General features: G+C 63.6%; 21 protein-coding genes. 14 read left to right on the forward strand and 7 right to left on the reverse strand.

Translation table 11 applies throughout. The features are described 5' to 3' along the window. Positions 1-104: 104 nt before the first annotated feature. Positions 105-407 carry a 30S ribosomal protein S20 gene (gene rpsT, locus ACX36O_RS09365; protein ID WP_213361212.1) on the forward strand — a complete coding sequence of 101 codons (303 nt, stop codon included), beginning with the start codon at positions 105-107 and terminating at the stop codon, positions 405-407. 165 nt (positions 408-572) lie between these two features. Here the strand turns inward: rpsT and ACX36O_RS09370 are convergent, their stop codons facing one another. Next, positions 573-899 (reverse strand): DUF3579 domain-containing protein, encoded by a 327-nt coding sequence (locus ACX36O_RS09370; RefSeq protein WP_213361213.1) that lies wholly within the window; start codon positions 897-899, stop codon positions 573-575. A 290-nt stretch (positions 900-1189) separates the two neighbouring features. On the opposite strand from ACX36O_RS09370, the gene ACX36O_RS09375 reads away from it, so the two are divergent. The 3 genes from ACX36O_RS09375 to ACX36O_RS09385 are packed head-to-tail and all read left to right on the forward strand — an operon-like array spanning position 1190 to position 3682. Next, positions 1190-2386, forward strand: a complete 1197-nt coding sequence (locus tag ACX36O_RS09375; protein WP_371686440.1) for an aspartate aminotransferase family protein — start codon at positions 1190-1192, stop codon at positions 2384-2386. Positions 2387-2438: 52 nt separating this feature from the next. Further along, positions 2439-3347: an ornithine carbamoyltransferase gene (argF, locus tag ACX36O_RS09380; protein ID WP_213361215.1), complete on the forward strand. Its 909-nt coding sequence runs from the start codon at positions 2439-2441 to the stop codon at positions 3345-3347. A 23-nt stretch (positions 3348-3370) separates the two neighbouring features. Further along, on the forward strand, positions 3371-3682 hold the full coding sequence (locus tag ACX36O_RS09385) for a YkgJ family cysteine cluster protein (protein ID WP_213361216.1): 312 nt from the start codon (positions 3371-3373) through the stop codon (positions 3680-3682). Between the two features lie 50 nt (positions 3683-3732). Here ACX36O_RS09385 and ACX36O_RS09390 read toward each other — a convergent pair whose 3' ends face one another. Continuing rightward, positions 3733-4146, reverse strand: a complete 414-nt coding sequence (locus ACX36O_RS09390; protein ID WP_250131027.1) for a COG4315 family predicted lipoprotein — start codon at positions 4144-4146, stop codon at positions 3733-3735. A 93-nt stretch (positions 4147-4239) separates the two neighbouring features. Beyond that, the gene (locus ACX36O_RS09395; protein WP_213361217.1) at positions 4240-5448 is read right to left on the reverse strand and encodes an FAD-dependent monooxygenase; all 1209 of its coding nucleotides are present in this window, start codon (positions 5446-5448) and stop codon (positions 4240-4242) included. Positions 5449-5622: 174 nt separating this feature from the next. Here ACX36O_RS09395 and trhP point away from each other — a divergent pair, with 174 nt between their 5' ends. Both trhP and ACX36O_RS09405 read left to right on the forward strand, forming a co-directional pair. After that, positions 5623-7095 carry a prephenate-dependent tRNA uridine(34) hydroxylase TrhP gene (gene trhP / locus ACX36O_RS09400; protein ID WP_488359687.1) on the forward strand — a complete coding sequence of 491 codons (1473 nt, stop codon included), beginning with the start codon at positions 5623-5625 and terminating at the stop codon, positions 7093-7095. Beyond that, entirely contained in the window at positions 7092-7289 is a 198-nt protein-coding gene (locus tag ACX36O_RS09405) for a hypothetical protein (protein WP_488359688.1), read from the forward strand. Before trhP ends, ACX36O_RS09405 begins: the two co-directional genes overlap by 4 nt. Positions 7290-7445: 156 nt before the next feature. Here ACX36O_RS09405 and acnB read toward each other — a convergent pair whose 3' ends face one another. The 4 genes from acnB to ACX36O_RS09425 all read right to left on the reverse strand — a co-directional run bounded on the left by acnB (position 7446) and on the right by ACX36O_RS09425 (position 12991). Continuing rightward, positions 7446-10037, reverse strand: a complete 2592-nt coding sequence (acnB, locus tag ACX36O_RS09410) for a bifunctional aconitate hydratase 2/2-methylisocitrate dehydratase (RefSeq protein ID WP_488359689.1) — start codon at positions 10035-10037, stop codon at positions 7446-7448. A 75-nt stretch (positions 10038-10112) separates the two neighbouring features. Further along, positions 10113-10715, reverse strand: a complete 603-nt coding sequence (locus tag ACX36O_RS09415; RefSeq protein ID WP_488359690.1) for a hypothetical protein — start codon at positions 10713-10715, stop codon at positions 10113-10115. Positions 10716-10767: 52 nt separating this feature from the next. Next, entirely contained in the window at positions 10768-11760 is a 993-nt protein-coding gene (locus ACX36O_RS09420; RefSeq protein ID WP_213361224.1) for an HpcH/HpaI aldolase/citrate lyase family protein, read from the reverse strand. 244 nt (positions 11761-12004) lie between these two features. Next, on the reverse strand, positions 12005-12991 hold the full coding sequence (locus ACX36O_RS09425; protein WP_213361225.1) for a malate dehydrogenase: 987 nt from the start codon (positions 12989-12991) through the stop codon (positions 12005-12007). A 248-nt stretch (positions 12992-13239) separates the two neighbouring features. Between ACX36O_RS09425 and ACX36O_RS09430 the strand changes: the two genes are divergently transcribed. The 8 genes from ACX36O_RS09430 to ACX36O_RS09465 all read left to right on the forward strand — a co-directional run bounded on the left by ACX36O_RS09430 (position 13240) and on the right by ACX36O_RS09465 (position 20496). Beyond that, a complete protein-coding gene (locus ACX36O_RS09430) occupies positions 13240-14046 on the forward strand; it encodes a GntR family transcriptional regulator (protein ID WP_488359691.1) in 807 nt (268 codons plus the stop codon). Positions 14047-14252: 206 nt separating this feature from the next. After that, positions 14253-14690 (forward strand): succinate dehydrogenase, cytochrome b556 subunit, encoded by a 438-nt coding sequence (gene sdhC, locus ACX36O_RS09435; protein ID WP_213361227.1) that lies wholly within the window; start codon positions 14253-14255, stop codon positions 14688-14690. Between the two features lie 22 nt (positions 14691-14712). Continuing rightward, a complete protein-coding gene (gene sdhD / locus ACX36O_RS09440) occupies positions 14713-15078 on the forward strand; it encodes a succinate dehydrogenase, hydrophobic membrane anchor protein (RefSeq protein WP_213361228.1) in 366 nt (121 codons plus the stop codon). Between the two features lie 3 nt (positions 15079-15081). After that, positions 15082-16887, forward strand: a complete 1806-nt coding sequence (gene sdhA / locus ACX36O_RS09445; protein ID WP_213361229.1) for a succinate dehydrogenase flavoprotein subunit — start codon at positions 15082-15084, stop codon at positions 16885-16887. 13 nt (positions 16888-16900) lie between these two features. Continuing rightward, the gene (locus tag ACX36O_RS09450; RefSeq protein ID WP_091813777.1) at positions 16901-17605 is read left to right on the forward strand and encodes a succinate dehydrogenase iron-sulfur subunit; all 705 of its coding nucleotides are present in this window, start codon (positions 16901-16903) and stop codon (positions 17603-17605) included. An 18-nt stretch (positions 17606-17623) separates the two neighbouring features. Then, complete coding sequence (locus tag ACX36O_RS09455) at positions 17624-17902, forward strand: FAD assembly factor SdhE (protein WP_091813774.1); 279 nt, start codon at positions 17624-17626, stop codon at positions 17900-17902. Between the two features lie 51 nt (positions 17903-17953). After that, a complete protein-coding gene (locus tag ACX36O_RS09460; protein WP_488359692.1) occupies positions 17954-19264 on the forward strand; it encodes a citrate synthase in 1311 nt (436 codons plus the stop codon). A 299-nt stretch (positions 19265-19563) separates the two neighbouring features. Further along, positions 19564-20496, forward strand: coding sequence for a LysR family transcriptional regulator (locus ACX36O_RS09465; RefSeq protein WP_371686442.1), 933 nt, complete (start codon positions 19564-19566; stop codon positions 20494-20496). Positions 20497-20517 lie beyond the last annotated feature (21 nt).

Raw genomic sequence — 20517 nt, forward strand, 5'->3', positions numbered from 1 at the left:
CTGTTGCAGCGCAATAAAAAACTCGGGTTCGTGACAGCTGTGTCACACACCGCTATAATTCCGCGTTTTGCTGACAACATCCTTCAACACAAGGAATATATACAATGGCTTCTGGAAAACCCAAGAAAAAGAACCCGCGCCTGGCCTCCGGCCGCAAGCGCGCGCGTCAAAACGTCAAGATCAACGCTGCGAACACTTCCCTGCGCTCCAAGTACCGCACGGCCGTGAAGAACGTCGAGAAGGCCATCCTGGCCGGTGATACCGACAAGGCCAAGGACCTGTTCGCCAAGATGCAATCCGTGGTGGACGTCGTTGCCGACAAGGGCATCTTCCACAAGAACAAGGCCGCTCGCGACAAGAGCCGCCTGTCTGCCAAGGTCAAGGCCCTGGCCGCAGCAGCCGCCTGATCGGCAGCTGCAAGCCCGGAGCGGCATCCCCGCTCCGCCGTTTGTCTGGGTGCGCTGTCAGCAAGCAAGATCAAACCGCCTTCGGGCGGTTTTTTCATGGGCGCACGGCCACGCGCAAAAAAGCCGCCTGCTGGCGGCCTTGGCATCCGGGCGTAAAAAAACCGCTCAGGAAAGCGGCTTGGCGTCGGGCATCAGGCAGGCATCGACAATCTGGAGATCGTTGTCGCGGGCGAAATTCATCACGAAATCCCAGGCCTGGGGTTCGGCATCCTGCATGTCGCGGTTCACGATCACGCACTTGACGCCGGCCACGTTGTTGGGCGTGCACCAGGGCGAATAGCGCAGGTGCCCGCCAAGACGCGGCGGATCGCCCTCGGGACGGAACTGGCTCATCACGCCGGCCAGGCGTTCGGCCCAGTCGCTCGGGCGGAAACGCCGCCCTTCCGAGGTCTGCCCGATGATGAACACTTCTTGCGAATTGGTGGATGCCATGGAAGTGAAAGCCGACAAGAACCGCGCAGCCCAGGATCGCCAGGCTGTCACGAAATTGTAAAAAGAGCGATTCTACCCCATGTGCCATTTTTCCTGAGTGGCGATAACCCCAAGCGGCAAGGGCCGATCACCCCCTGCGCGAACGGTTGGCGCGCGTCGTTGTTGCGGCAATGGCGCGCCAGTGGCGCCCGGTCTGCTCTACAATGTTTTTTTGGCCGGCATGATTAGCCGGCCTGCTTCCTGCCTTCTGCACGCAGGTGCGGAGGGCTTTCTGTTTCCTGGAGCCCAGCATGTCTGCACCGATTGCCGCCGCATCCCCCCATGTTATGAACACTTACGGCCGCCTGCCGATCGCCATGTCGCATGGCCGAGGCTGCCGCGTGTGGGACGTGAACGGCAAGGAGTATCTGGACGGTCTGGGCGGCATTGCCGTCAACACGCTCGGCCACGCCCACACCAAGCTGGTGGCCGCGCTGCAGGAGCAGGTAGGCCGGATGATCCACTGCTCCAACTACTACCACGTGCCCGGCCAGGAAATGCTGGCGGCCAAGCTGGTGGAGCTCACCGGCATGCAGAACGTGTTTTTCTGCAATTCCGGCCTCGAAGCCAACGAAGCCGCGCTCAAGATCGCGCGCAAGTTCGGCCATGACAAGGGCATTGACAAGGCCGAAGTCGTGGTGTTCGAGAACGCCTTCCACGGCCGTTCCATCGCCACCCTGAGCGCCACCGGCAACCCGAAGATCCATGCCGGTTTCGAACCGCTGGTGCCCGGCTTCATCCGCGTGCCGCGCAATGACATCGAGGCCCTGCGCCGCGCCACCGACGGCAACGCCAATATCACCGCCGTGCTGCTCGAACCGATCCAGGGCGAAGGCGGCATCCACGAATACCATGCCGACTTCCTGCAGCAACTGCGCGCCCTGTGCGACGAGCGCGACTGGCTGCTGATGCTCGACGAAATCCAGTGCGGCTTCGGCCGTACCGGCAAGTGGTTTGCCCACCAGTGGGCCGGCATCCAGCCCGATGTGATGAGCCTGGCCAAGGGTCTGGGTTCCGGCGTGCCGATCGGCGCGCTGGTAGCCGGCCCGCGCGCTGCCAACGTGCTGCAACCCGGCAACCACGGCACCACCTTCGGCGGCAACCCGCTGGCCATGCGCGCGGGTATCGAAACCATCCGCATCATGGAAGAGGAAAACCTGCTCGAAAACGCCGCACAGGTCGGCCAGCACCTCAAGCAGGCGCTGGAACAGGCCTTCGCCGGTGTCGACGGCGTGAAGGAAGTGCGCGGACACGGCCTGATGCTGGGCGTGGAGCTGAGCAAACCCTGCGGCGCCCTGCTGGAACAGGCGGCCCAGCGCGGCCTGCTGTTCAGCGTCACTGCCGACCGCGTGATCCGCCTGGTGCCGCCGCTCACGCTCACGCGCGCCGAAGCCGACGAGATCGTCGCCATCCTGGCGCCGCTGGTCAAGGAATTCCTGGCAGCCTGATACGGGGCGGCCAGCCGCCGCCCTCCCGTTTGAACGTCCCGGGACCGCTCCCATGAAACACTACCTGCAATTCACCGACTTCAGCGCCGCCGAGTACACCTACCTGATCGACCGCGCCGGCTACATCAAGCGCAAGTTCAAGTCCTACGAAAAGCACCAGACCCTGACCGACCGCACCCTGGCCATGATCTTCGAGAAGGCCAGCACGCGCACGCGCGTCAGCTTCGAGGCCGGCATGTACCAGCTCGGCGGCAGCGTGGTGCACCTCACCACCGGCGACAGCCAGCTCGGCCGTGCCGAACCGATCGAGGATTCGGCGCGCGTCATCAGCCGCATGGTCGATCTGGTGATGATCCGCACCTTCGAGCAGACCAAGCTGGAACGCTTTGCCGAGTTCTCGCGCGTGCCGGTCATCAACGGCCTGACCAATGAATACCACCCCTGCCAGATCCTGGCCGACATCTTCACCTTCATCGAGCATCGCGGCTCGATCCAGGGCAAGGTGGTGGCCTGGGTGGGTGACGGCAACAACATGGCCAATACCTGGCTGCAGGCCGCCAAGCTGCTGGGCTTTACCGTACACGTAAGCGCGCCAAGCGGCTACGAGATCAACAGCGACATTCCCGGCGTGGAACTGGGCGACCACGTCAAGTTCTTCAAGGACCCGCACGAGGCCTGTGCCGGCGCCGATCTGGTCACCACCGATGTGTGGACCAGCATGGGCTACGAAGCCGAGAACGAAGCACGCCGCGCCGCCTTTGCCAACTGGTGCGTCGATAGCGAAATGATGGCGCTGGCCAAACCCGATGCGCTGTTCATGCACTGCCTGCCGGCGCACCGCGGCGAAGAAGTCACCGGCGAAGTGATCGACGGCCCGCAATCCGTGGTGTGGGACGAGGCCGAAAACCGCATGCACGTGCAGAAGGCGCTGATGGAGTACCTGCTGCTGGATCGCCAGTAAGCCCCTCGCCATCTTTCACGACCATGGCCGGACCCTGCCAGACCTGCGGCGCCTGTTGCGCCGCTTTTCGCGTGGATTTTTCCAGGCACGAACTGCAGTCCGATGGCGGCATCGTGCCCGACGGGCTGGCATTGCCGCTGACCGCCAGCCTGAGCCGCCTGCGCGGCACCGACCATCAGCCGCCCCGCTGCGCTGCTCTCTGTGGCCAGGTCGGCCGGCAGGTGTCCTGCGGCATCTACGAATGGCGCCCCAATCCCTGTCGCGAACTGGAAGCCGGCAGCGATGGCTGCAACCGTGCACGCTTGCGCAATGGTTTGCCAGTGCTGGACATGTGATCCCGCGCTCAGGCCCGCCAACGCGAGCTGTCTATGAAGGGGCGGGCCGCTTAACGCTTGGGCGCGATCCGGAACACGTGCCAGGTGCCGTTGACGTTGTCACCCGTAGTATCTCCCGGGCGCACATCCTTGCTCCAGAAGTACAGCGGCTTGCCCACCAGCGCCCACTGCTTGCGACCGTCGGCGCGCGTCAGCACGCTGAAGTCGCCACGGCCCACATCGCTGCTGCTGGCCAGCAGGGGCGGCCAGTTCACGGCGCACTGGTCATTGCAGTTGGACTGGTTCACGCCGTCGTTATCGAAGGTGTAGAGCGTCATGCGGTTGGCCGTACCGACCATGATGCCGCCGGCGTTCACCGCGGGAGGCATGTCGCTGGCGCTGGGAGCGTTATTGCCGGTACCGGCGCAGCCGGCCAGAAACACGGTAGCGGCAGCGGTGGTCATCAGGGCCATGGACTTGATCATGCGCATCTCCTTCGGTGCAATGTCGGAACAAGGGATAGTCCATCATACAGGGCGACATTCCCGCACGGGTAGGACAAGCGCCCGAGCGGCTCCCTACACCACCGATTGCCCGTACAGCCAGGGCACATCCAGCAGGCGTTCCCCCAGCATCCGCATGCCCAGATCACGACCCCAGCGCATCACGCCGGTGCTGTGGAAGATGTTGCCATTGCGGATGCTGCGCTGCTGCACGCGCGCGCAGCGCTGCCAGCGGCGCTCGGCATAGCGGTACAGCGCCTTTTCACCAATGCCGTCGGCCTGCATGCACTGGGCCAGCACGGCCGCATCCTCCAGCGCCATGCCGGCGCCCTGCGCCATGAAGGGACGCATCGGATGCGCCGCATCCCCGAGCAGGGCCACCCTGCCCTGCACCATCTCGCTGGCCGAGCGCACCGGCGGGCGATCGCACAGCGGCCACAGGCGCCAGTGCTCGATCGCCTTGGCCATGCCCAGCACCGGCGCCGCCGTGCCTGCCATTGCGGCCCGCAGATGTCCGGCATTGGCCGCATGGTCCCAGCTCTGCAGGTCATCCGGTCGCGGCCCCTGCACCAGCGCCACCACGTTCATGTGACTGCCGCCGCGCACGGGATACTGCACCATGTGCATGCGGTCTCCCAGCCAGGCTGTCACCTGCCGGCTGCGCAAGGCCGGCGGCAGGCTGTCCTGACGCACCAGCGCACGATAGGCCAGAATGCCGCTGTAGCGCGGCGCGGCCTCGCCCGGCAGCATCTGGCGGCGCACCTGGCTCCACAAGCCGTCCGCGCCGATTAGCACATTGGCTTCCACAGTCTCGGTGGTTTTCGGCCCAGCCATGGGACCGGCAGCGAGGTCGACGGCCAGTCTGCCGTCCTCCAGCTTCTTCCAGCCCTGCACCTGGCGCTGCAGCAAGGGCTGCACGGCAAACTGCTGCTGGACATTCTGCAGCAGCAGTTCGTGCAGATCGGCCCGGTGCACCGTGGCATAGGGCGCGCCATAGCGCAGCGCAAAGCGCGCATCCAGATGCAGGGTACCCAGCGTGCGGCCATTGGCGGCATCACGCACACGCAGCAGTTGCGGAAAGGACGCAATGCGCTGCAGCCCGTCACCCAGCCCCCAGCTCTTGAGCACGCGCACCACATTGGGGCCGAGCTGGATGCCCGCACCCACCTCTCCCCAGGCATCCGCCTGCTCCACCACAGTCACGCGGGCGCCATTGCGCGCCAGCGCCAGGGCAGCAGCCAAGCCGCCGATGCCGCCTCCGGCAATCAGAATCGGTGTATCCATGCTGCGATTGTCCCTGCAAATGGCCGGTTTCGCGCCACCGCGCGTCCATGCCGAGCGCGCTTGTTGACCTGACGCAATGCCGGATTCTTGCCTGACCCCTGTCCTTGTCAGGCCAAAAGCCGGAAAATAGCGGGTTTCACGCTATCACGACGGCCCTGCAAGTCGTCCCCTGCCATGACCGCCACCCTCAAAGCCCCCGAGCTGCTACTCCCTGCCGGCAGCCTCGACAAGATGCGCGCTGCCTACGACTACGGCGCCGATGCCGTCTATGCCGGCCAGCCGCGCTACAGCCTGCGCGCGCGCAACAACGAATTCAAACTGGAACAACTGCAACAGGGCATTGCCGAAGCGCATGCCCGCGGCAAGAAGCTGTTTGTTACCAGCAACCTGCTTCCGCACAACGACAAGGTGCGCACCTACATGCGCGACATCGAGCCGGTGATCGCCATGCGCCCGGACGCCCTGATCATGGCCGATCCCGGCTTGATCATGATGGTGCGCGAGAAATGGCCCGAAATGCCCATCCACCTATCGGTGCAGGCCAATACCGTCAACTACGCCGCGGTGAAGTTCTGGCAGAAAGTGGGCGTCAGCCGCATCATCCTCTCGCGCGAACTCAGCCTGGACGAAATCGAGCGCATCCGCCAGGAATGCCCGGACATGGAACTGGAAGTATTCGTGCACGGCGCGCTGTGCATCGCCTACAGCGGCCGCTGCCTGCTCAGCGGCTACTTCAACCGGCGCGATCCCAACCAGGGCACATGCACCAACGCCTGCCGCTGGAACTACGCCACGCACGATGCAGAAGTGGACAGCAATACGGGCGATGCCATCGGCACGAAGATGGACAAGGATTTCAGCTTTGAAGCGGAACAGGAGCGAGCAGAAAAAGCCTTTTCCGCCAGCAGCCGGGCGGGCTCTGCCGCGGGAGCCAGCGCGGGCAGGTGCGGGTCGGAAACAGCAGACGGAGCCACCCATGCCCTTTCCGCCACCGGCGACGGCCAGCGCCACCCGCTGGCCGACAAGGTCTACCTGATCGAGGAAGTCGGCCGCCCGGGCGAACTGATGCCCATCATGGAGGACGAGCACGGCACATACATCATGAACAGCAAGGACTTGCGCGCTGTCGAATATGTGGAGCGCCTGACGCAGATCGGCGTCGACTCCCTCAAGATCGAGGGTCGCACCAAGAGCCTGTATTACGTCAGCCGCACGGCCCAGATCTACCGCCGCGCCATCGACGATGCCGTGGCCGGCCGCCCCTTCAACCCCTCCCTCATCACCGAGCTGGAAGGTCTCAGCAACCGCGGCTACACTGCCGGCTTCCTGGAGCGCCGCCCTGCGCAAGACTACCAGAATTACGAAACCGGCAGCTCTCAGACCCAGCGCAGCCAGTTCGTCGGCGAAGTCAGCAAAACCGAGGCGCGCGACGGCTGGCTGCAGGTGGAAGTGAAGAACCGCTTTGCCGTAGGAGACCGCATCGAGGTGATCCATCCCAGCGGCAACGAAATCATGACCCTGCAGGCCATGCAGAATGCCGACGGGCTGGATATCCAGGTCGCCAATGGCAGCCCGCTCAAGGTGTGGCTACAGTTGGATGTGCGCTACCAGGGCGCGCTGTTGGCACGGATGGTGGGCAACGCATGAAGCAGACACCCGAGCCCTCCAAGGTGGCGTTCTGGGTGGGCAACGGCGTACTCGCCGTCGCCCTGCTGATGCTGTTCTTCATGAATGCCCTGGCAGCACGTTTCGGCATGGGCGCCTTTGTGGCATGGGCCGTTATGGCTGCGGTTGGCGTGTCCCTGGTGATGAAGGACAAGCGCGACGAACCCCCGCTCTAGTCCCATATTGCCTGCAGGGCTGCAAGAAAAACGGGCTGTTGGTACGGCACCCTGCCTCCCCGTAGATCCTCACCCGGTTTCAGTAATGAAAAAACGACCCTTGCGGGTCGTTTTCTCGTTCATGCGCACCCCGCAGGGCGCGCACTGTCAGACAGCTCAGGCAGAAACGCCCTTCGCCACTTCGGCATACTCCTCGATCTGGTCGAAGTTCATGTAGCGGTACACGCTGGCCTTGTCGGCATCGATGATGCCCATTTCGGCCTGGTACTCCTCCACGGTCGGGATGCGGCCCAGCTTGGAGCAGATAGCTGCCAGCTCGGCGCTGCCCAGGTACACATTCGTATTCTTGCCCAGACGGTTCGGGAAGTTACGGGTGGACGTGGACATCACGGTCGCGCCTTCACGCACCTGCGCCTGGTTGCCCATGCACAGCGAGCAGCCCGGCATCTCGGTACGCGCACCAGCGGTACCGAAGGCGGCGTAGTGGCCTTCCTTCATCAGCTCGTTCTGGTCCATCTTGGTCGGCGGAGCGACCCACAGCTTGACCGGAATGTCGCGCTGGCCGCCCAGCAGCTTGGCTGCAGCACGGAAGTGACCGATGTTGGTCATGCAGGAACCGATGAAGGCTTCATCGATCTTGGTGCCTGACACTTCGGACATGAACTTGGCGTCATCCGGGTCGTTCGGGCAGCAGACGATGGGCTCCTTGATGTCGGCCAGATCGATCTCGATCACGGCGGCGTACTCGGCGTCGGCATCGGCTTCCAGCAGCTGCGGGTTGGCCAGCCACTGCTCGACCTTCTCGATACGGCGCTGCAGCGTCTTCGCGTCCTGGTAGCCATCGGCGATCATGTTCTTCATCAGCACGATGTTGGAGTTCAGGTACTCGATGACCGGTTCCTTGTTCAGCTTGATCGTGCAGCCGGCAGCGGAGCGCTCGGCGGAAGCGTCGGACAGTTCGAACGCCTGCTCGACCTTCAGATCCGGCAGACCTTCGATTTCCAGCACGCGGCCAGAGAAGATGTTCTTCTTGCCGGCTTTTTCAACGGTCAGCAGGCCGGCCTTGATGGCGTACAGCGGAATGGCATGCACCAGGTCACGCAGGGTCACGCCGGGCTGCATTTCGCCCTTGAAGCGCACCAGCACGGATTCGGGCATGTCCAGCGGCATCACGCCGGTGGCCGCACCGAAGGCCACCAGGCCGGAGCCGGCCGGGAAGCTGATGCCGATCGGGAAGCGGGTGTGGCTGTCGCCGCCGGTACCGACGGTGTCGGGCAGCAGCAGACGGTTCAGCCAGCTGTGGATCACGCCGTCGCCCGGACGCAGGGCCACGCCGCCACGGCTGCTGATGAACTGCGGCAGTTCGCGGTGCATCTTGGCATCGACAGGCTTCGGATAGGCGGCAGTGTGGCAGAAGGACTGCATCACCATGTCGGCGCTGAAGCCCAGGCAGGCCAGATCCTTCAGTTCGTCGCGCGTCATCGGGCCGGTGGTGTCCTGGCTGCCGACGGTGGTCATGCGCGGTTCGCAGTAGGTACCCGGACGGATGCCCTGGCCTTCCGGCAGACCGCAAGCGCGGCCCACCATCTTCTGTGCCAGCGTGAAGCCCTTGCCGGTATCAACCGGAGCCTTGGGCAGACGGAAGGCGGTGGAAGCCGGCAGACCCAGCGCCTCACGCGCCTTGGCGGTCAGGCTGCGACCGATGATCAGGTTGATACGGCCACCGGCGCGCACTTCGTCCAGCAGCACGTCGCTCTTCAGCGCGAAGTCGGCAATCTTCTCGCCACCCTTCTCAATCTTGCCCTCGTAGGGGTAGATGTCGAGCACATCGCCCATTTCCATCTTGGTCACGTCGACCTCGATCGGCAGGGAGCCAGAGTCTTCCTGGGTGTTGAAGAAGATCGGAGCGATCTTGCCGCCCAGCGTCACGCCGCCAAAGCGCTTGTTCGGCACGAAGGGGATGTCCTGGCCGGTAGCCCAGATCACGCTGTTGGTGGCGGACTTGCGGCTGGAGCCGGTACCAACCACGTCACCCACGTAGGCCACGATATGGCCCTTCTTCTTCAGGTCTTCGATGAACTGGATCGGACCGCGCTTGCCATCTTCCTCGGGCTTGAAGGCCGCGTCGGGACGGGTGTTCTTCAGCATCGCCAGATAGTGCAGCGGGATGTCGGGGCGGCTCCAGGCGTCGGGAGCGGGAGACAGGTCGTCGGTGTTGGTTTCGCCCGGCACCTTGAACACGGTCACGGTGATCTTCTGTGCCACTTCGGGACGGCTGGTGAACCACTCGGCATCGGCCCAGCTCTGCAGCACTTCCTTGGCCTTGGCATTGCCGGCCTTGGCCTTGGCTGCCACGTCGTTGAAGTAATCGAACATCAGCAGGGTCTTCTTCAGGCCTGCAGCCGCGATATCCGCAACCTCGGCATCATCCAGCAGCTCGATCAGCGGATGCACGTTGTAGCCACCAACCATGGTGCCCAGCAGTTCGGTCGCCTTGGCCTTGCTGACCAGGCCGACCTGGATGTCACCGTGGGCCACGGCGGCCAGGAAGCTGGCCTTGACCTTGGCGGCGTCGTCCACGCCCGGGGGCACGCGGTGGGTCAGCAGATCCACCAGGAAAGCTTCCTCGCCCGCCGGCGGGTTCTTGATCAGCTCGATCAGTTCGGACGTCTGCTTGGCGTCCAGGGCCAGCGGCGGGATGCCGAGTGCGGCACGCTCGGCCACATGGTCACGGTAGGCTTTCAACATGGTGGTTCTCCTGAGGTTGGTATGAAGGGCCGCGCCTTCTTGCGGAAGACGCAGCCGGCCTCAACCTGCCCGCTATCAGCGCAGCAGGTCGACGGGTCGTTGTTGCAGCTCGCGGTCGCGCGCTGCTTGTTGCGGGTTCTGGCAGCCATCGGCCACGCGTTCGCCACGTTTCTGGTCCATCAGCATGGATTTGTTGCCGAGCTGCAGCCAGGTCGCGCCATTGGCACGATCTTCCAGGCGCACCACGCCGGTGGTGGTGGGAACCTGGTGCATGGTATAGGTCAGACCTTTGCCGTTGCTGACCTGATACATGGTCGGGCGGGCGGGATCCTGGGTGATCGTCACTGCGCTGCCCAGTTCGCAGCGCATGGTGCCGGTGAACACAGTGCCGGCAGGCGGAGCCGGGAAAGGCGTGCCCGGACCGGGAATGCTCGCCACGGGCGCGCTGGCACCCGTGATCGGGTTCACAGCCAGACTCTCGCGCAGCTTGCTCGGCGCTTTCTTCGCCGGATCCGCCTTCCTGGCAACCGGCTTCTTCACGGCCTTCCGGGCGGCCGGCTTGCTGGCAGTCTTGGCTGCCGCAGCTTTCTTGGCCGGAGCCTTGGCAGGCGTGGTGGCAGCCATCGCGCCGGAAGCAGCAATCATTGTGGCAGTCAGTGCGATCAGGGTCTTTTTCATGGATACCTTTCAGTCATTGAAACGGGACAACCGATTATCAAATCAGTCCCTGTCACGCAAAGTATTTCAGCATGCCTTGTGGTAACAATTTGCCAGTCGCGTGTGCACGCTCCAACACCTGCCAGTAGTAGCGGTAGCTGGCACGATCATGCAGCTTGCCCTTGTGGCTGACGGGCGCCCACTGGGCTGCCATCGCAGCCTCGGTAATGGCCACCGCGGTATCGATTTCCGCCTCGGTCGGCGCAAATGCGGCCAGGATCGGACGAATCTGGCTCGGATGGATGCTCCACATGCGGGTGTAGCCCAGTTCGGCGGCCGCACGATGGGCCGCATGGCCGATCGCCTCGGTATCGCTGAACTCTGTCACCACGCAGTGGGATGGCGTCTTGCCATAGGCATGACAGGCCGAGGCAATCTGCAGCTTGGCCTGCACCACCAGCGGATGGGTGAACTGGCCCTGCAGGCCCATGGCCTCGCCGGGGATGGCGCCACCGTGGGCAGAAACGAAATCCATCAGGCCGAAGCTGATCGACTGCACGCGCGGATGGGCAGCAATTTCGAAGGCGTTGTGCACGGCCAGCGGGGATTCCACCAGCACCTGCAGCGGCAGCGCGCTGCCACCCGCCGCATCCACATGGCGCACGGCCATCTCCACGTCTGCCACCGAGTCCACCTTGGGAATCATCACGTGGCACCAGCGGTCGGCCGCCTGGCCCACCAGCTTTTCCACATCGGCGGCAAAGGCGGGATGGTCGACCGGGTGCACACGCACCGCCACACGGGCCTCGGGGGCGGCATCGCGGGCCACGGCCAGTACCAGATCTGCGTGCTCAGCCTCGCCACCAACGGGTGCGCCGTCCTCGCAATCCAGCGTCACGTCGAACATGCACGCGCCGAATTCCTCGCTCATTTCGGCCTGCAGCTGCAGGCTCTTGCGCATGCGTACCTCGACGCCGCAATAGTGGTCGCACACCGGCAGCAATCCGGTGGCGCCCTGGGCATCCAGCAGAACTTCGCGGGGATGGGCCGTCGTGGTGTCAGTCATGGCGGGCTTGCAGCAATCGGGTTGGGGTTGCACACATCACGTACAGGCTGCGGGCACCACCCCGAAAGGGCTGCCCTGCTCTCCTGCAATGGCATCCGTCCGCTGGCGAAACACCAGGGGGTGGACACACTTCCAGCCAAGCACTGTGCACGGGGACGCAATACTTGGCTGGAAGTCCTGACCCGCGGGCCAGGACAACCTTGGCAATGCCTGCCGGCAAACCGGCAGGCCGCACACCGCCGGATTACAGCAGGTGCTTGACGCCGTCTTCCTCGCCCTTGAGCTCGTCCAGCGTCTTGTTGATGCACTGCTGGCTGAACTCGTCGATCGGCAGGCCTTCGACGACCTTGTACTCACCGTTCTCGCAGGTGACCGGGAAGCCGAACATCACGCCTTCGGGGATGCCGTACCAGCCCTGGGACGGGATGCCCATGGTGACCCACTTGCCGTTGGTGCCCAGGGCCCAGTCGCGCATGTGGTCGATGGCGGCGTTGGCAGCGGAAGCCGCGGAGCTCAGGCCGCGTGCCTCGATGATGGCGGCGCCGCGCTTGCCCACGGTGGGCAGGAAGGTGTTGCGGTTCCAGTCTTCATCGTTGATCATATCCTTCACGGACTGGCCGTCGATGGTGGCGAAGCGGTAGTCGGCGTACATGGTGGGAGAGTGGTTGCCCCACACGGCCAGCTTCTCGATGCTGGACACCGGCTTGCCGGTCTTCTCGGCGATCTGGCTGGCAGCACGGTTGTGGTCCAGGCGCAGCATGGCGGTGAAGTTCTTGGCCGGCAGGCTGGGCGCACTCTTCATGGCGATGTAGGCGTTGGTGTTGGCCGGGTTGCCCACCACCAGCACCTTGACGTTGCGGTCAGCCACGGCGTCCAGGGCCTTGCCCTGCGCAGTGAAGATCTGGGCGTTGGCAGCCAGCAGGTCGGCACGCTCCATGCCGGGGCCGCGCGGACGGGCGCCCACCAGCAGCACGTACTGGGCATCCTTGAAGGCGGTCATCGGGTCGGAGTGTGCTTCCATGCCGGCCAGCAGCGGGAAAGCGCAATCCTGCAGCTCCATCATCACGCCCTTGAGCGCGTTCTGGGCCTTTTCGTCGGGGATTTCCAGCAGCTGCAGGATGACCGGCTGGTCCTTGCCCAGCATTTCGCCGGAAGCAATGCGGAACAACAGGGCATAGCCAATCTGGCCAGCAGCGCCGGTAACGGCCACGCGAACGGGGGTCTTGCTCATGGAATGGTCTCCAGTTAGAAAAGTCGAAACAGCTGCACCGGCCGCCTGCCGGTCACCGCCGGAAATCGGGAAAGTTGCCTCTGCAACCGGCCATGCGAGACAGCCCCGCCGCAAAGTGCGCATAGTGTAACGCCGATTGTGACATTCGGTCAATTTGTCTTATATCTTATATAAGATATGATTTATCATTCGTGCTTGCCGCCACACCCGCGGGCAAACCCACCTTGTTTCACCCTCGCAGAGCCGCCATGCCAGACCTTTCCCCAGTGCCTTCCGACGCCGCCGTGGCGGACACCGGCGCTGCGGTCGCCGCGCCGCTGGCGCAGCCCGCACCCTCCTTCAGCCCGCTCTACCAGCAGATCAAGCAGGCCATCCTGCACAGCCTCGAAGCCGGCGAATGGAAGCCGCTCGAGGCCATCCCCAGTGAAATGGAACTGGCCAAGCGCTACGGCGTCAGCCAGGGCACGGTGCGCAAGGCCATCGACGAACTGGCGGCCGAAAACCTGGTGGTGCGCCGCCAGGGCAAGGGTACCTTCGTCGCCAGCCACAACGAGCGCCACGTCGAATACCGCTTTCTGCGCCTGCATCCCGACAGCGGCACGGTATCGGCCGAAGGCCCGGCCCAGCGCACCATCATCGAGTGCAGGCGCACGCGCGCCCATGCCGAACTGGCCCGCACCCTGGGCCTGCAGCCCGGCGATACCGTGGTGCAGATCCGCCGCCTGCTCACGCTCGGCGGCGCGCCCACCATCCTCGAAGACATCTGGCTGCCGGCCCAGCTGTTCAAGGGCCTCTCGGCAGACATGCTGACCAGCCACCAGGGCCCCACCTATGCGCTGTTCGAGAAGGAGTTCGGTGTGCGCACCATCCGCGCCGAGGAGCAGGTGCGCGCCGTGCTGCCCGACGAAGGCCAGGCCGAACTGCTCGCCATCAGCACCGGCACCCCGGTGCTGCAGGTGGACCGCGTCAGCTACACCTACAATGATGCCCCGGTAGAGGTGCGCAAGGGCCTATACCGCACCGACACACACTATTACAAGAACACGCTAAGCTGATCCCCGGACAGCGTATGCACCATACGTCACTAACTGAATGCAAACTTACGCACAACCCGGCGAAACCCCGCGTTTTTTCATAATTGCGCCAAAACGGCGCGCGCAAGCCCGCCCCATGTCCTAAAATCGGCGATTGCTCTTGTAACGCTTTTTGCGTGGCGTCACACTTGCGCCATTCTGGATTGTTGACTCTCAAAAGGCCTCCCATGACAACTACCTCCAAACCCTCCCAGCGGCCCGAGTTCCGCAACATCGGTCTTGCGGACATCACCGTGGGCTACCGCCTGCCGCTGGCCGGCAAAATGTCCATCCTGCACCGCGTCAGCGGCGCGCTGATGTTCCTGCTCCTGCCCTTCGTCGTCTGGCTGTTCGACAACTCGATCTCCTCGCAGGTGTCGTACGAGAAGTTCACCGCCCTGTTCAACGGCGGCCTGGGCATGCCCGGCTGGTTCTACAAGCTGATCGCGCTGGCCCTGATCTGGGCCTTCCTGCACCACCTGATCATGGGCGTCCGCTTCCTGATCATGGATGTGAACCACGAGCTGATCAGCAAGCAAGGTGGTCGCACCTCCGCCATGATCGTGCTGGTCCTGAGCATCGCACTGACCGTGGTGCTGGGCGCCAAGCTGTTCGGCCTGTACTGATTTCAAGCAAAAGGAAACTCCCATGTCTGTCAACTACGGCTACAAACGCCTCACTACCGGTGCCCACTACGGCGGGCGTGACTGGATCGCGCAGCGTGTCACCGCTGCCCTGATCGTGCTGTTCACGCTGGTGCTGCTGCTCTCCGTGCTGTTCACGTCGGGCCCCATCAGCTACGACACCTGGGCCGGCATCTTCGCCCCCCAGTGGATGAAATTCCTGACCCTGATCACCATCCTGGCCCTGGCCTGGCATGCCTGGATCGGCGTGCGCGACATCTGGATGGACTACGTCAAGCCGACCGGCATCCGCCTGGCACTGCATGTGTTTACGATCGTATGGCTGCTGGGTTGCGCCGGCTGGGCGATCCAAGTTCTGTGGAGAGTGTAAAAAATGACTTCGATTCCCCAATCCCTGCCCCGCCGCAAGTTTGACGTCGTCATCGTCGGTGCCGGCGGCTCCGGCATGCGCGCCTCGCTGCAGCTGGCCCGCGCCGGCCTGAACGTGGCCGTGCTGACCAAGGTTTTCCCGACCCGTTCCCACACCGTGGCCGCCCAGGGTGGCGTGTCCGCTTCCCTCGGCAACATGAGCGAAGACAACTGGGAATGGCACTTCTACGACACCATCAAGGGTTCCGACTGGCTGGGTGACCAGGACGCGATCGAATTCATGTGCCGCGAGGCCCCGAAGGTCGTGTACGAGCTCGAGCACTTCGGCATGCCGTTCGACCGCAACCCCGATGGCACGATCTACCAGCGCCCGTTCGGCGGCCACACCGCCAACCACGGCGAAAAGCCCGTACAGCGCGCCTGCGCAGCGGCTGACCGTACCGGCCATGCCATGCTGCACACGCTGTACCAGCAGAACGTTGCTTCCCGCACCAATTTCTTCGTCGAGTGGATGGCCCTCGACCTGGTCCGCGATGCCGACGGCGACGTGGTGGGCGTGACCGCCCTCGAAATGGAGACCGGCGAGGTCTACATGCTCGAAGCCAAGACCACGCTGCTGGCTACCGGTGGTGCCGGCCGTATCTTCGCCGCTTCCACCAACGCCTTCATCAACACCGGTGACGGTCTGGGCATGGCGGCTCGCGCCGGCATCCCGCTGCAGGACATGGAATTCTGGCAGTTCCACCCCACCGGCGTGGCCGGTGCCGGCGTGCTGCTGACCGAAGGCTGCCGCGGCGAAGGCGCCATTCTGCTGAACAGCGAAGGCGAGCGTTTCATGGAGCGCTATGCGCCCACGCTGAAGGATCTGGCTCCGCGTGACTTCGTGTCCCGCTCGATGGACCAGGAAATCAAGGAAGGTCGCGGCTGCGGTCCCAACAAGGACTACATCCTGATGAAGCTGGACCACCTGGGTGCCGAAACCATCCGCAAGCGCCTGCCGTCCGTGGAAGAAATCGGCCACAACTTCGCCAACGTCGACATCACCAAGGAGCCGATCCCGGTGGTGCCCACCATCCACTACCAGATGGGTGGCATCCCCACCACCATCAACGGCCAGGTGGTCGAGTACATCAACGGCGAGAACCGCATCGTCAACGGCCTCTACGCCGTGGGTGAGTGCGCCTGCGTGTCGGTGCACGGCGCGAACCGCCTGGGCACCAACTCCCTGCTCGACCTGCTGGTGTTCGGCCGCGCGGCCGGCAACCACATCGTGCAGTTCAACGACAAGAACAAGGAGCACAAGCCGCTGCCGGCGAATGCTGCCGACTTCACCCTGTCGCGCCTGGCCAAGCTGGAAAGCAACACCTCCGGCGAATACTCGCAGGACATCGCCAACGACATCCGTGCCACCATGCAGCAACACGCCGGCGTGTTCCGCACCCAGGCCAGCATGGACGAAGGCGTGCAGAAGATTGCCGCCATCCGCGATCGCGTGGGCAACATCATCCTGGAAGACAAGTCCAAGGTGTTCAACACCGCCCGCGTCGAAGCACTGGAAGTCGCCAACCTGATGGAAGTGGCCCAGGCCACCATGGTGTCTGCCGCTGCCCGCAAGGAATGCCGTGGCGCCCACACCGTGTACGACTACGAGCATCCGGCCGACCACCCCACCGCTCCGCTGGGCCGTGACGACGTCAACTGGCTCAAGCACACCCTGTGGCACAGCGAAAGCAACAGCCTGAGCTACAAGCCCGTGAACCTGAAACCCCTGACGGTTGAATCCGTGCCACCGAAGGTCCGTACCTTCTGATCCGGAGTTTTCCATGCAAAAACGTACCTTCAAAATCTACCGCTACGATCCGGACAAGGACGCCAAGCCCTACATGCAGACCATCGAGATCGAACTCGACGGCCATGAGCGCATGCTGCTGGACGCCCTGGTCAAGCTGAAGAAACTCGATCCCACGATCGCGTTCCGCCGCTCCTGCCGCGAAGGCGTGTGCGGTTCCGACGCCATGAACATCAACGGCAAGAACGGTCTCGCCTGCCTGACCAACCTGCGCACGCTGAAGGACCCGATCGTCCTGAAGCCGCTGCCGGGCCTGCCGGTGGTGCGCGACCTGATCGTCGACATGACCATGTTCTTCAAGCAGTACGACTCCATCAAGCCGTACCTGATCAACAACACGCCGGCTCCCGAGAAAGAGCGCCTGCAGAGCCCCGAAGAGCGCGAAGAGCTCAACGGCCTGTACGAGTGCATTCTGTGCGCCAGCTGCTCGACCAGCTGCCCCAGCTTCTGGTGGAACCCCGACAAGTACGTCGGTCCTGCCGGCCTGCTGCAGGCGTACCGCTTCCTGGCTGACAGCCGCGACCAGGCCACGGCCGAGCGTCTGGACAACCTGGAAGATCCGTACCGCCTGTTCCGCTGCCACACCATCATGAACTGCGTCGACGTTTGCCCGAAGGGCCTGAACCCGGCGAAGGCGATCGGCAAGATCAAGGAAATGATCGCGCGTCGCACGATCTGATCTGGAAGAAACACGCACATGACGGCAGACGACCGCCTGACAGCGGAAGAATTCAGCAAGATGCGGTGGCGCTGCCGCCGCGGCTTGCTGGAAAACGACCTGTTCATCACGCGCTTCCTCGACAACCATGGCAGCGCCATGACTGTCAGTGAAGCGCAAGCGATGTATGCCCTAATGGACCTGTCCGACAACGATCTGCTGGATCTGTTGCTGCGCCGCAAGCAACCTGCGGCGCCGCTCGACACTCCCGAAGTCGTTGCCTTGCTGGAACGGATGCGTAATCCGGCCCCTCATTGAGCAGCTTTGGCTGCTTTTAATTCACTGAACCAAGAACGCAGGAGTTCCTTGATGAAACTGTCTGACAACAAAGCGACCCTCTCCTTCAGCAACGGCAGCCCGAACGTCGAGCTGCCGGTGTACCAGGGCAACATCGGTCCTGACGTGATCGACATCCGCAAGCTGTACGCACAGACCGGCATGTTCACGTACGATCCCGGTTTCCTCTCCACGGCCTCCTGCCAATCCGCCATCACCTACATCGACGGCGACAAGGGCGAACTGCTGTACCGCGGCTACCCCATCGAGCAACTGGCCCAGAACTGCGACTATCTGGACACCTGCTACCTGCTGCTGAAGGGCGAACTGCCCAGCGCAGACCAGTCCAAGGACTTCCACCACCGTGTGCTGAGCCACACCATGGTGAACGAGCAGATGCAGTTCTTCCTGCGCGGTTTCCGTCGCGACGCCCACCCCATGGCCGTTCTGACCGGTCTGGTTGGCGCCATGTCCGCCTTCTACCACGAGAGCACCGACGTTCATAACCCCGAACACCGTGCCCGCGCCGCCATCCAGCTGATTGCCAAGATGCCGACCCTGGTCGCCATGGCATACAAGTATGGCAAGGGCGAGCCCTACATGTACCCGCAGAACAACCTGAGCTATGCCGGCAACTTCCTGCGCATGATGTTCGGTACGCCCTGCGAAGAGTACAAGGTCAACCCGGTGATCGAGAAGGCCCTGGACCGCATCTTCATCCTGCACGCTGACCACGAGCAGAACGCGTCCACCTCCACCGTGCGTCTGTGCGGTTCCTCCGGCACCAACCCGTTCGCTGCCATCGCAGCCGGCGTGGCCTGCCTGTGGGGTCCTGCCCACGGCGGCGCCAACGAAGCCTGCCTGAACATGCTGGAAGACATCCAGAAGATGGGTGGCGTGGCCAAGGTTGGCGAGTTCATGGAAAAGGTGAAGGACAAGAACTCCGGCGTCAAGCTGATGGGCTTCGGTCACCGCGTGTACAAGAACTACGACCCGCGTGCCAAGCTGATGCAGGAAACCTGCGACCAGGTGCTGGCTGAACTGGGTCTGGAAAACGATCCGCTGTTCGCCCTGGCCAAGGCCCTGGAAAAGATCGCCCTGGAAGACGACTACTTCGTCCAGCGCAAGCTGTACCCGAACGTGGACTTCTACTCCGGCATCGTGCAGCGCGCCATCGGCGTGCCGGTGAACCTGTTCACCGGTATCTTCGCCCTGGCCCGTACCGTTGGCTGGATCGCCCAGCTCGACGAGATGATCGGCGACCCCGAGTACAAGATCGGCCGTCCGCGCCAGCTGTACACCGGCTCCGTCCGCCGCGACGTTCCGCCCAACTACAAGGGCTGATCGGCCCTGCTGTACCGGCTGCATGGCAGCCGGTCTGCACCACCCGCCTGTGCGCAAGCCTGGCGGGTTTTTTCTTGCGCTGCGAGGCGAAGCGGATTCGTGGGCGCCTGATTTGCACAGGGGGGTTTGCAGAAGCTTGTACGCAGATGCCGGTGCAGGTTCATTTTTCCAGCATCCTCTGCGAACACGAAGATTCGCCATTAGGAAGGCCAGACATCTCGATCCGCGATGCATCAGCGCCAAAATTTGACGCAAAATAGCGGAAATTCATCGTCAACCACGATGCCAACTCCGACTCCATGGCCGCTGACCACTCCGTTTCCCGCCGACTCGACCTGACCTCGCTGCAGCTGTTTGTTGCCGTGTGCGAATCGGGCAGCATCGGGCGCGCAGCGGACAAGGCCTATATCGCAGCATCGGCGGTCAGCAAGCGGCTGAGCGATCTGGAAACGCTGTTCCACACCCCCCTGCTCGAGCGCCATGCACGCGGTGTGTCGCTGACTCCTGCGGGCGAGAACCTGTTGCACCATGCCCGCGCCGTGCTGCGTCGCATCGACAAGATGCAGGATGAACTCGGTGAGTACGCGGAAGGCGTGCGCGGCCATGTGCGTGTGCATGCGAGCATTTCCGCCATCGTGCAGTTTCTGCCTGAAGATTTGGGCAGCTTTGCGCGCGAGCATGAGCACATCAAGATCGATCTGGAAGAGCACCTGAGCTCCGATATCGTGCGGGCCGTGCAGGATGGCACTGCCGATCTCGGCATCGGCAATCTGGTACATGGCAGCGCCGGCCTGCAAACCCTGCCCTACCGGCAGGACCAGCTGGTGCTGATCGCGTCCGAGTCGCATCCGCTGGCGCAGCACGACGCGATCGATTTCGCCCAGTCGCTCGACTACGACCATGTTGGCCTGCATGCCAACAGCTCGGTGCATCAGGCCATGCGTCATGCGGCGCTGCTGGCCGGACGGCCGATCCGCCTGCGCATCTCGGTGTCCGGTCTGGACGCCATGTGCCGCATGATCGACAATGGTCTGGGCGTGGGCGTGATGCCGCGCCGCGCTTTTGAATTGCTGCATGGTGCCGGCAAGCTGGTGAGTATCGGCTTGCGCGATGGCTGGTCGGAACGCCGCCTCGATCTGGTGGCGCGTGATTTTTCTGCCTTGCCGCATGCGGCGCGCCAGCTGGTGGATCACCTGCTGGGCGCCGAACGGCCCCACCCCGTTTCCGTTTAACCTTTTACGCTAATCACAAGG

It is taken from the genome of Brachymonas sp. KE5, from assembly GCF_057773645.1.

What these genes read in the sequence shown, in the direction of transcription:
- rpsT (WP_213361212.1), top strand. Translation starts at nt 105, where the DNA reads ATGGCTTCTGGAAAACCCAAGAAAAAGAACCCGCGCCTGGCCTCCGGC.
- ACX36O_RS09370 (WP_213361213.1), bottom strand. Translation starts at nt 899, where the DNA reads ATGGCATCCACCAATTCGCAAGAAGTGTTCATCATCGGGCAGACCTCG.
- ACX36O_RS09375 (WP_371686440.1), top strand. Translation starts at nt 1,190, where the DNA reads ATGTCTGCACCGATTGCCGCCGCATCCCCCCATGTTATGAACACTTAC.
- argF (WP_213361215.1), top strand. Translation starts at nt 2,439, where the DNA reads ATGAAACACTACCTGCAATTCACCGACTTCAGCGCCGCCGAGTACACC.
- ACX36O_RS09385 (WP_213361216.1), top strand. Translation starts at nt 3,371, where the DNA reads ATGGCCGGACCCTGCCAGACCTGCGGCGCCTGTTGCGCCGCTTTTCGC.
- ACX36O_RS09390 (WP_250131027.1), bottom strand. Translation starts at nt 4,146, where the DNA reads ATGATCAAGTCCATGGCCCTGATGACCACCGCTGCCGCTACCGTGTTT.
- ACX36O_RS09395 (WP_213361217.1), bottom strand. Translation starts at nt 5,448, where the DNA reads ATGGATACACCGATTCTGATTGCCGGAGGCGGCATCGGCGGCTTGGCT.
- trhP (WP_488359687.1), top strand. Translation starts at nt 5,623, where the DNA reads ATGACCGCCACCCTCAAAGCCCCCGAGCTGCTACTCCCTGCCGGCAGC.
- ACX36O_RS09405 (WP_488359688.1), top strand. Translation starts at nt 7,092, where the DNA reads ATGAAGCAGACACCCGAGCCCTCCAAGGTGGCGTTCTGGGTGGGCAAC.
- acnB (WP_488359689.1), bottom strand. Translation starts at nt 10,037, where the DNA reads ATGTTGAAAGCCTACCGTGACCATGTGGCCGAGCGTGCCGCACTCGGC.
- ACX36O_RS09415 (WP_488359690.1), bottom strand. Translation starts at nt 10,715, where the DNA reads ATGAAAAAGACCCTGATCGCACTGACTGCCACAATGATTGCTGCTTCC.
- ACX36O_RS09420 (WP_213361224.1), bottom strand. Translation starts at nt 11,760, where the DNA reads ATGACTGACACCACGACGGCCCATCCCCGCGAAGTTCTGCTGGATGCC.
- ACX36O_RS09425 (WP_213361225.1), bottom strand. Translation starts at nt 12,991, where the DNA reads ATGAGCAAGACCCCCGTTCGCGTGGCCGTTACCGGCGCTGCTGGCCAG.
- ACX36O_RS09430 (WP_488359691.1), top strand. Translation starts at nt 13,240, where the DNA reads ATGCCAGACCTTTCCCCAGTGCCTTCCGACGCCGCCGTGGCGGACACC.
- sdhC (WP_213361227.1), top strand. Translation starts at nt 14,253, where the DNA reads ATGACAACTACCTCCAAACCCTCCCAGCGGCCCGAGTTCCGCAACATC.
- sdhD (WP_213361228.1), top strand. Translation starts at nt 14,713, where the DNA reads ATGTCTGTCAACTACGGCTACAAACGCCTCACTACCGGTGCCCACTAC.
- sdhA (WP_213361229.1), top strand. Translation starts at nt 15,082, where the DNA reads ATGACTTCGATTCCCCAATCCCTGCCCCGCCGCAAGTTTGACGTCGTC.
- ACX36O_RS09450 (WP_091813777.1), top strand. Translation starts at nt 16,901, where the DNA reads ATGCAAAAACGTACCTTCAAAATCTACCGCTACGATCCGGACAAGGAC.
- ACX36O_RS09455 (WP_091813774.1), top strand. Translation starts at nt 17,624, where the DNA reads ATGACGGCAGACGACCGCCTGACAGCGGAAGAATTCAGCAAGATGCGG.
- ACX36O_RS09460 (WP_488359692.1), top strand. Translation starts at nt 17,954, where the DNA reads ATGAAACTGTCTGACAACAAAGCGACCCTCTCCTTCAGCAACGGCAGC.
- ACX36O_RS09465 (WP_371686442.1), top strand. Translation starts at nt 19,564, where the DNA reads ATGGCCGCTGACCACTCCGTTTCCCGCCGACTCGACCTGACCTCGCTG.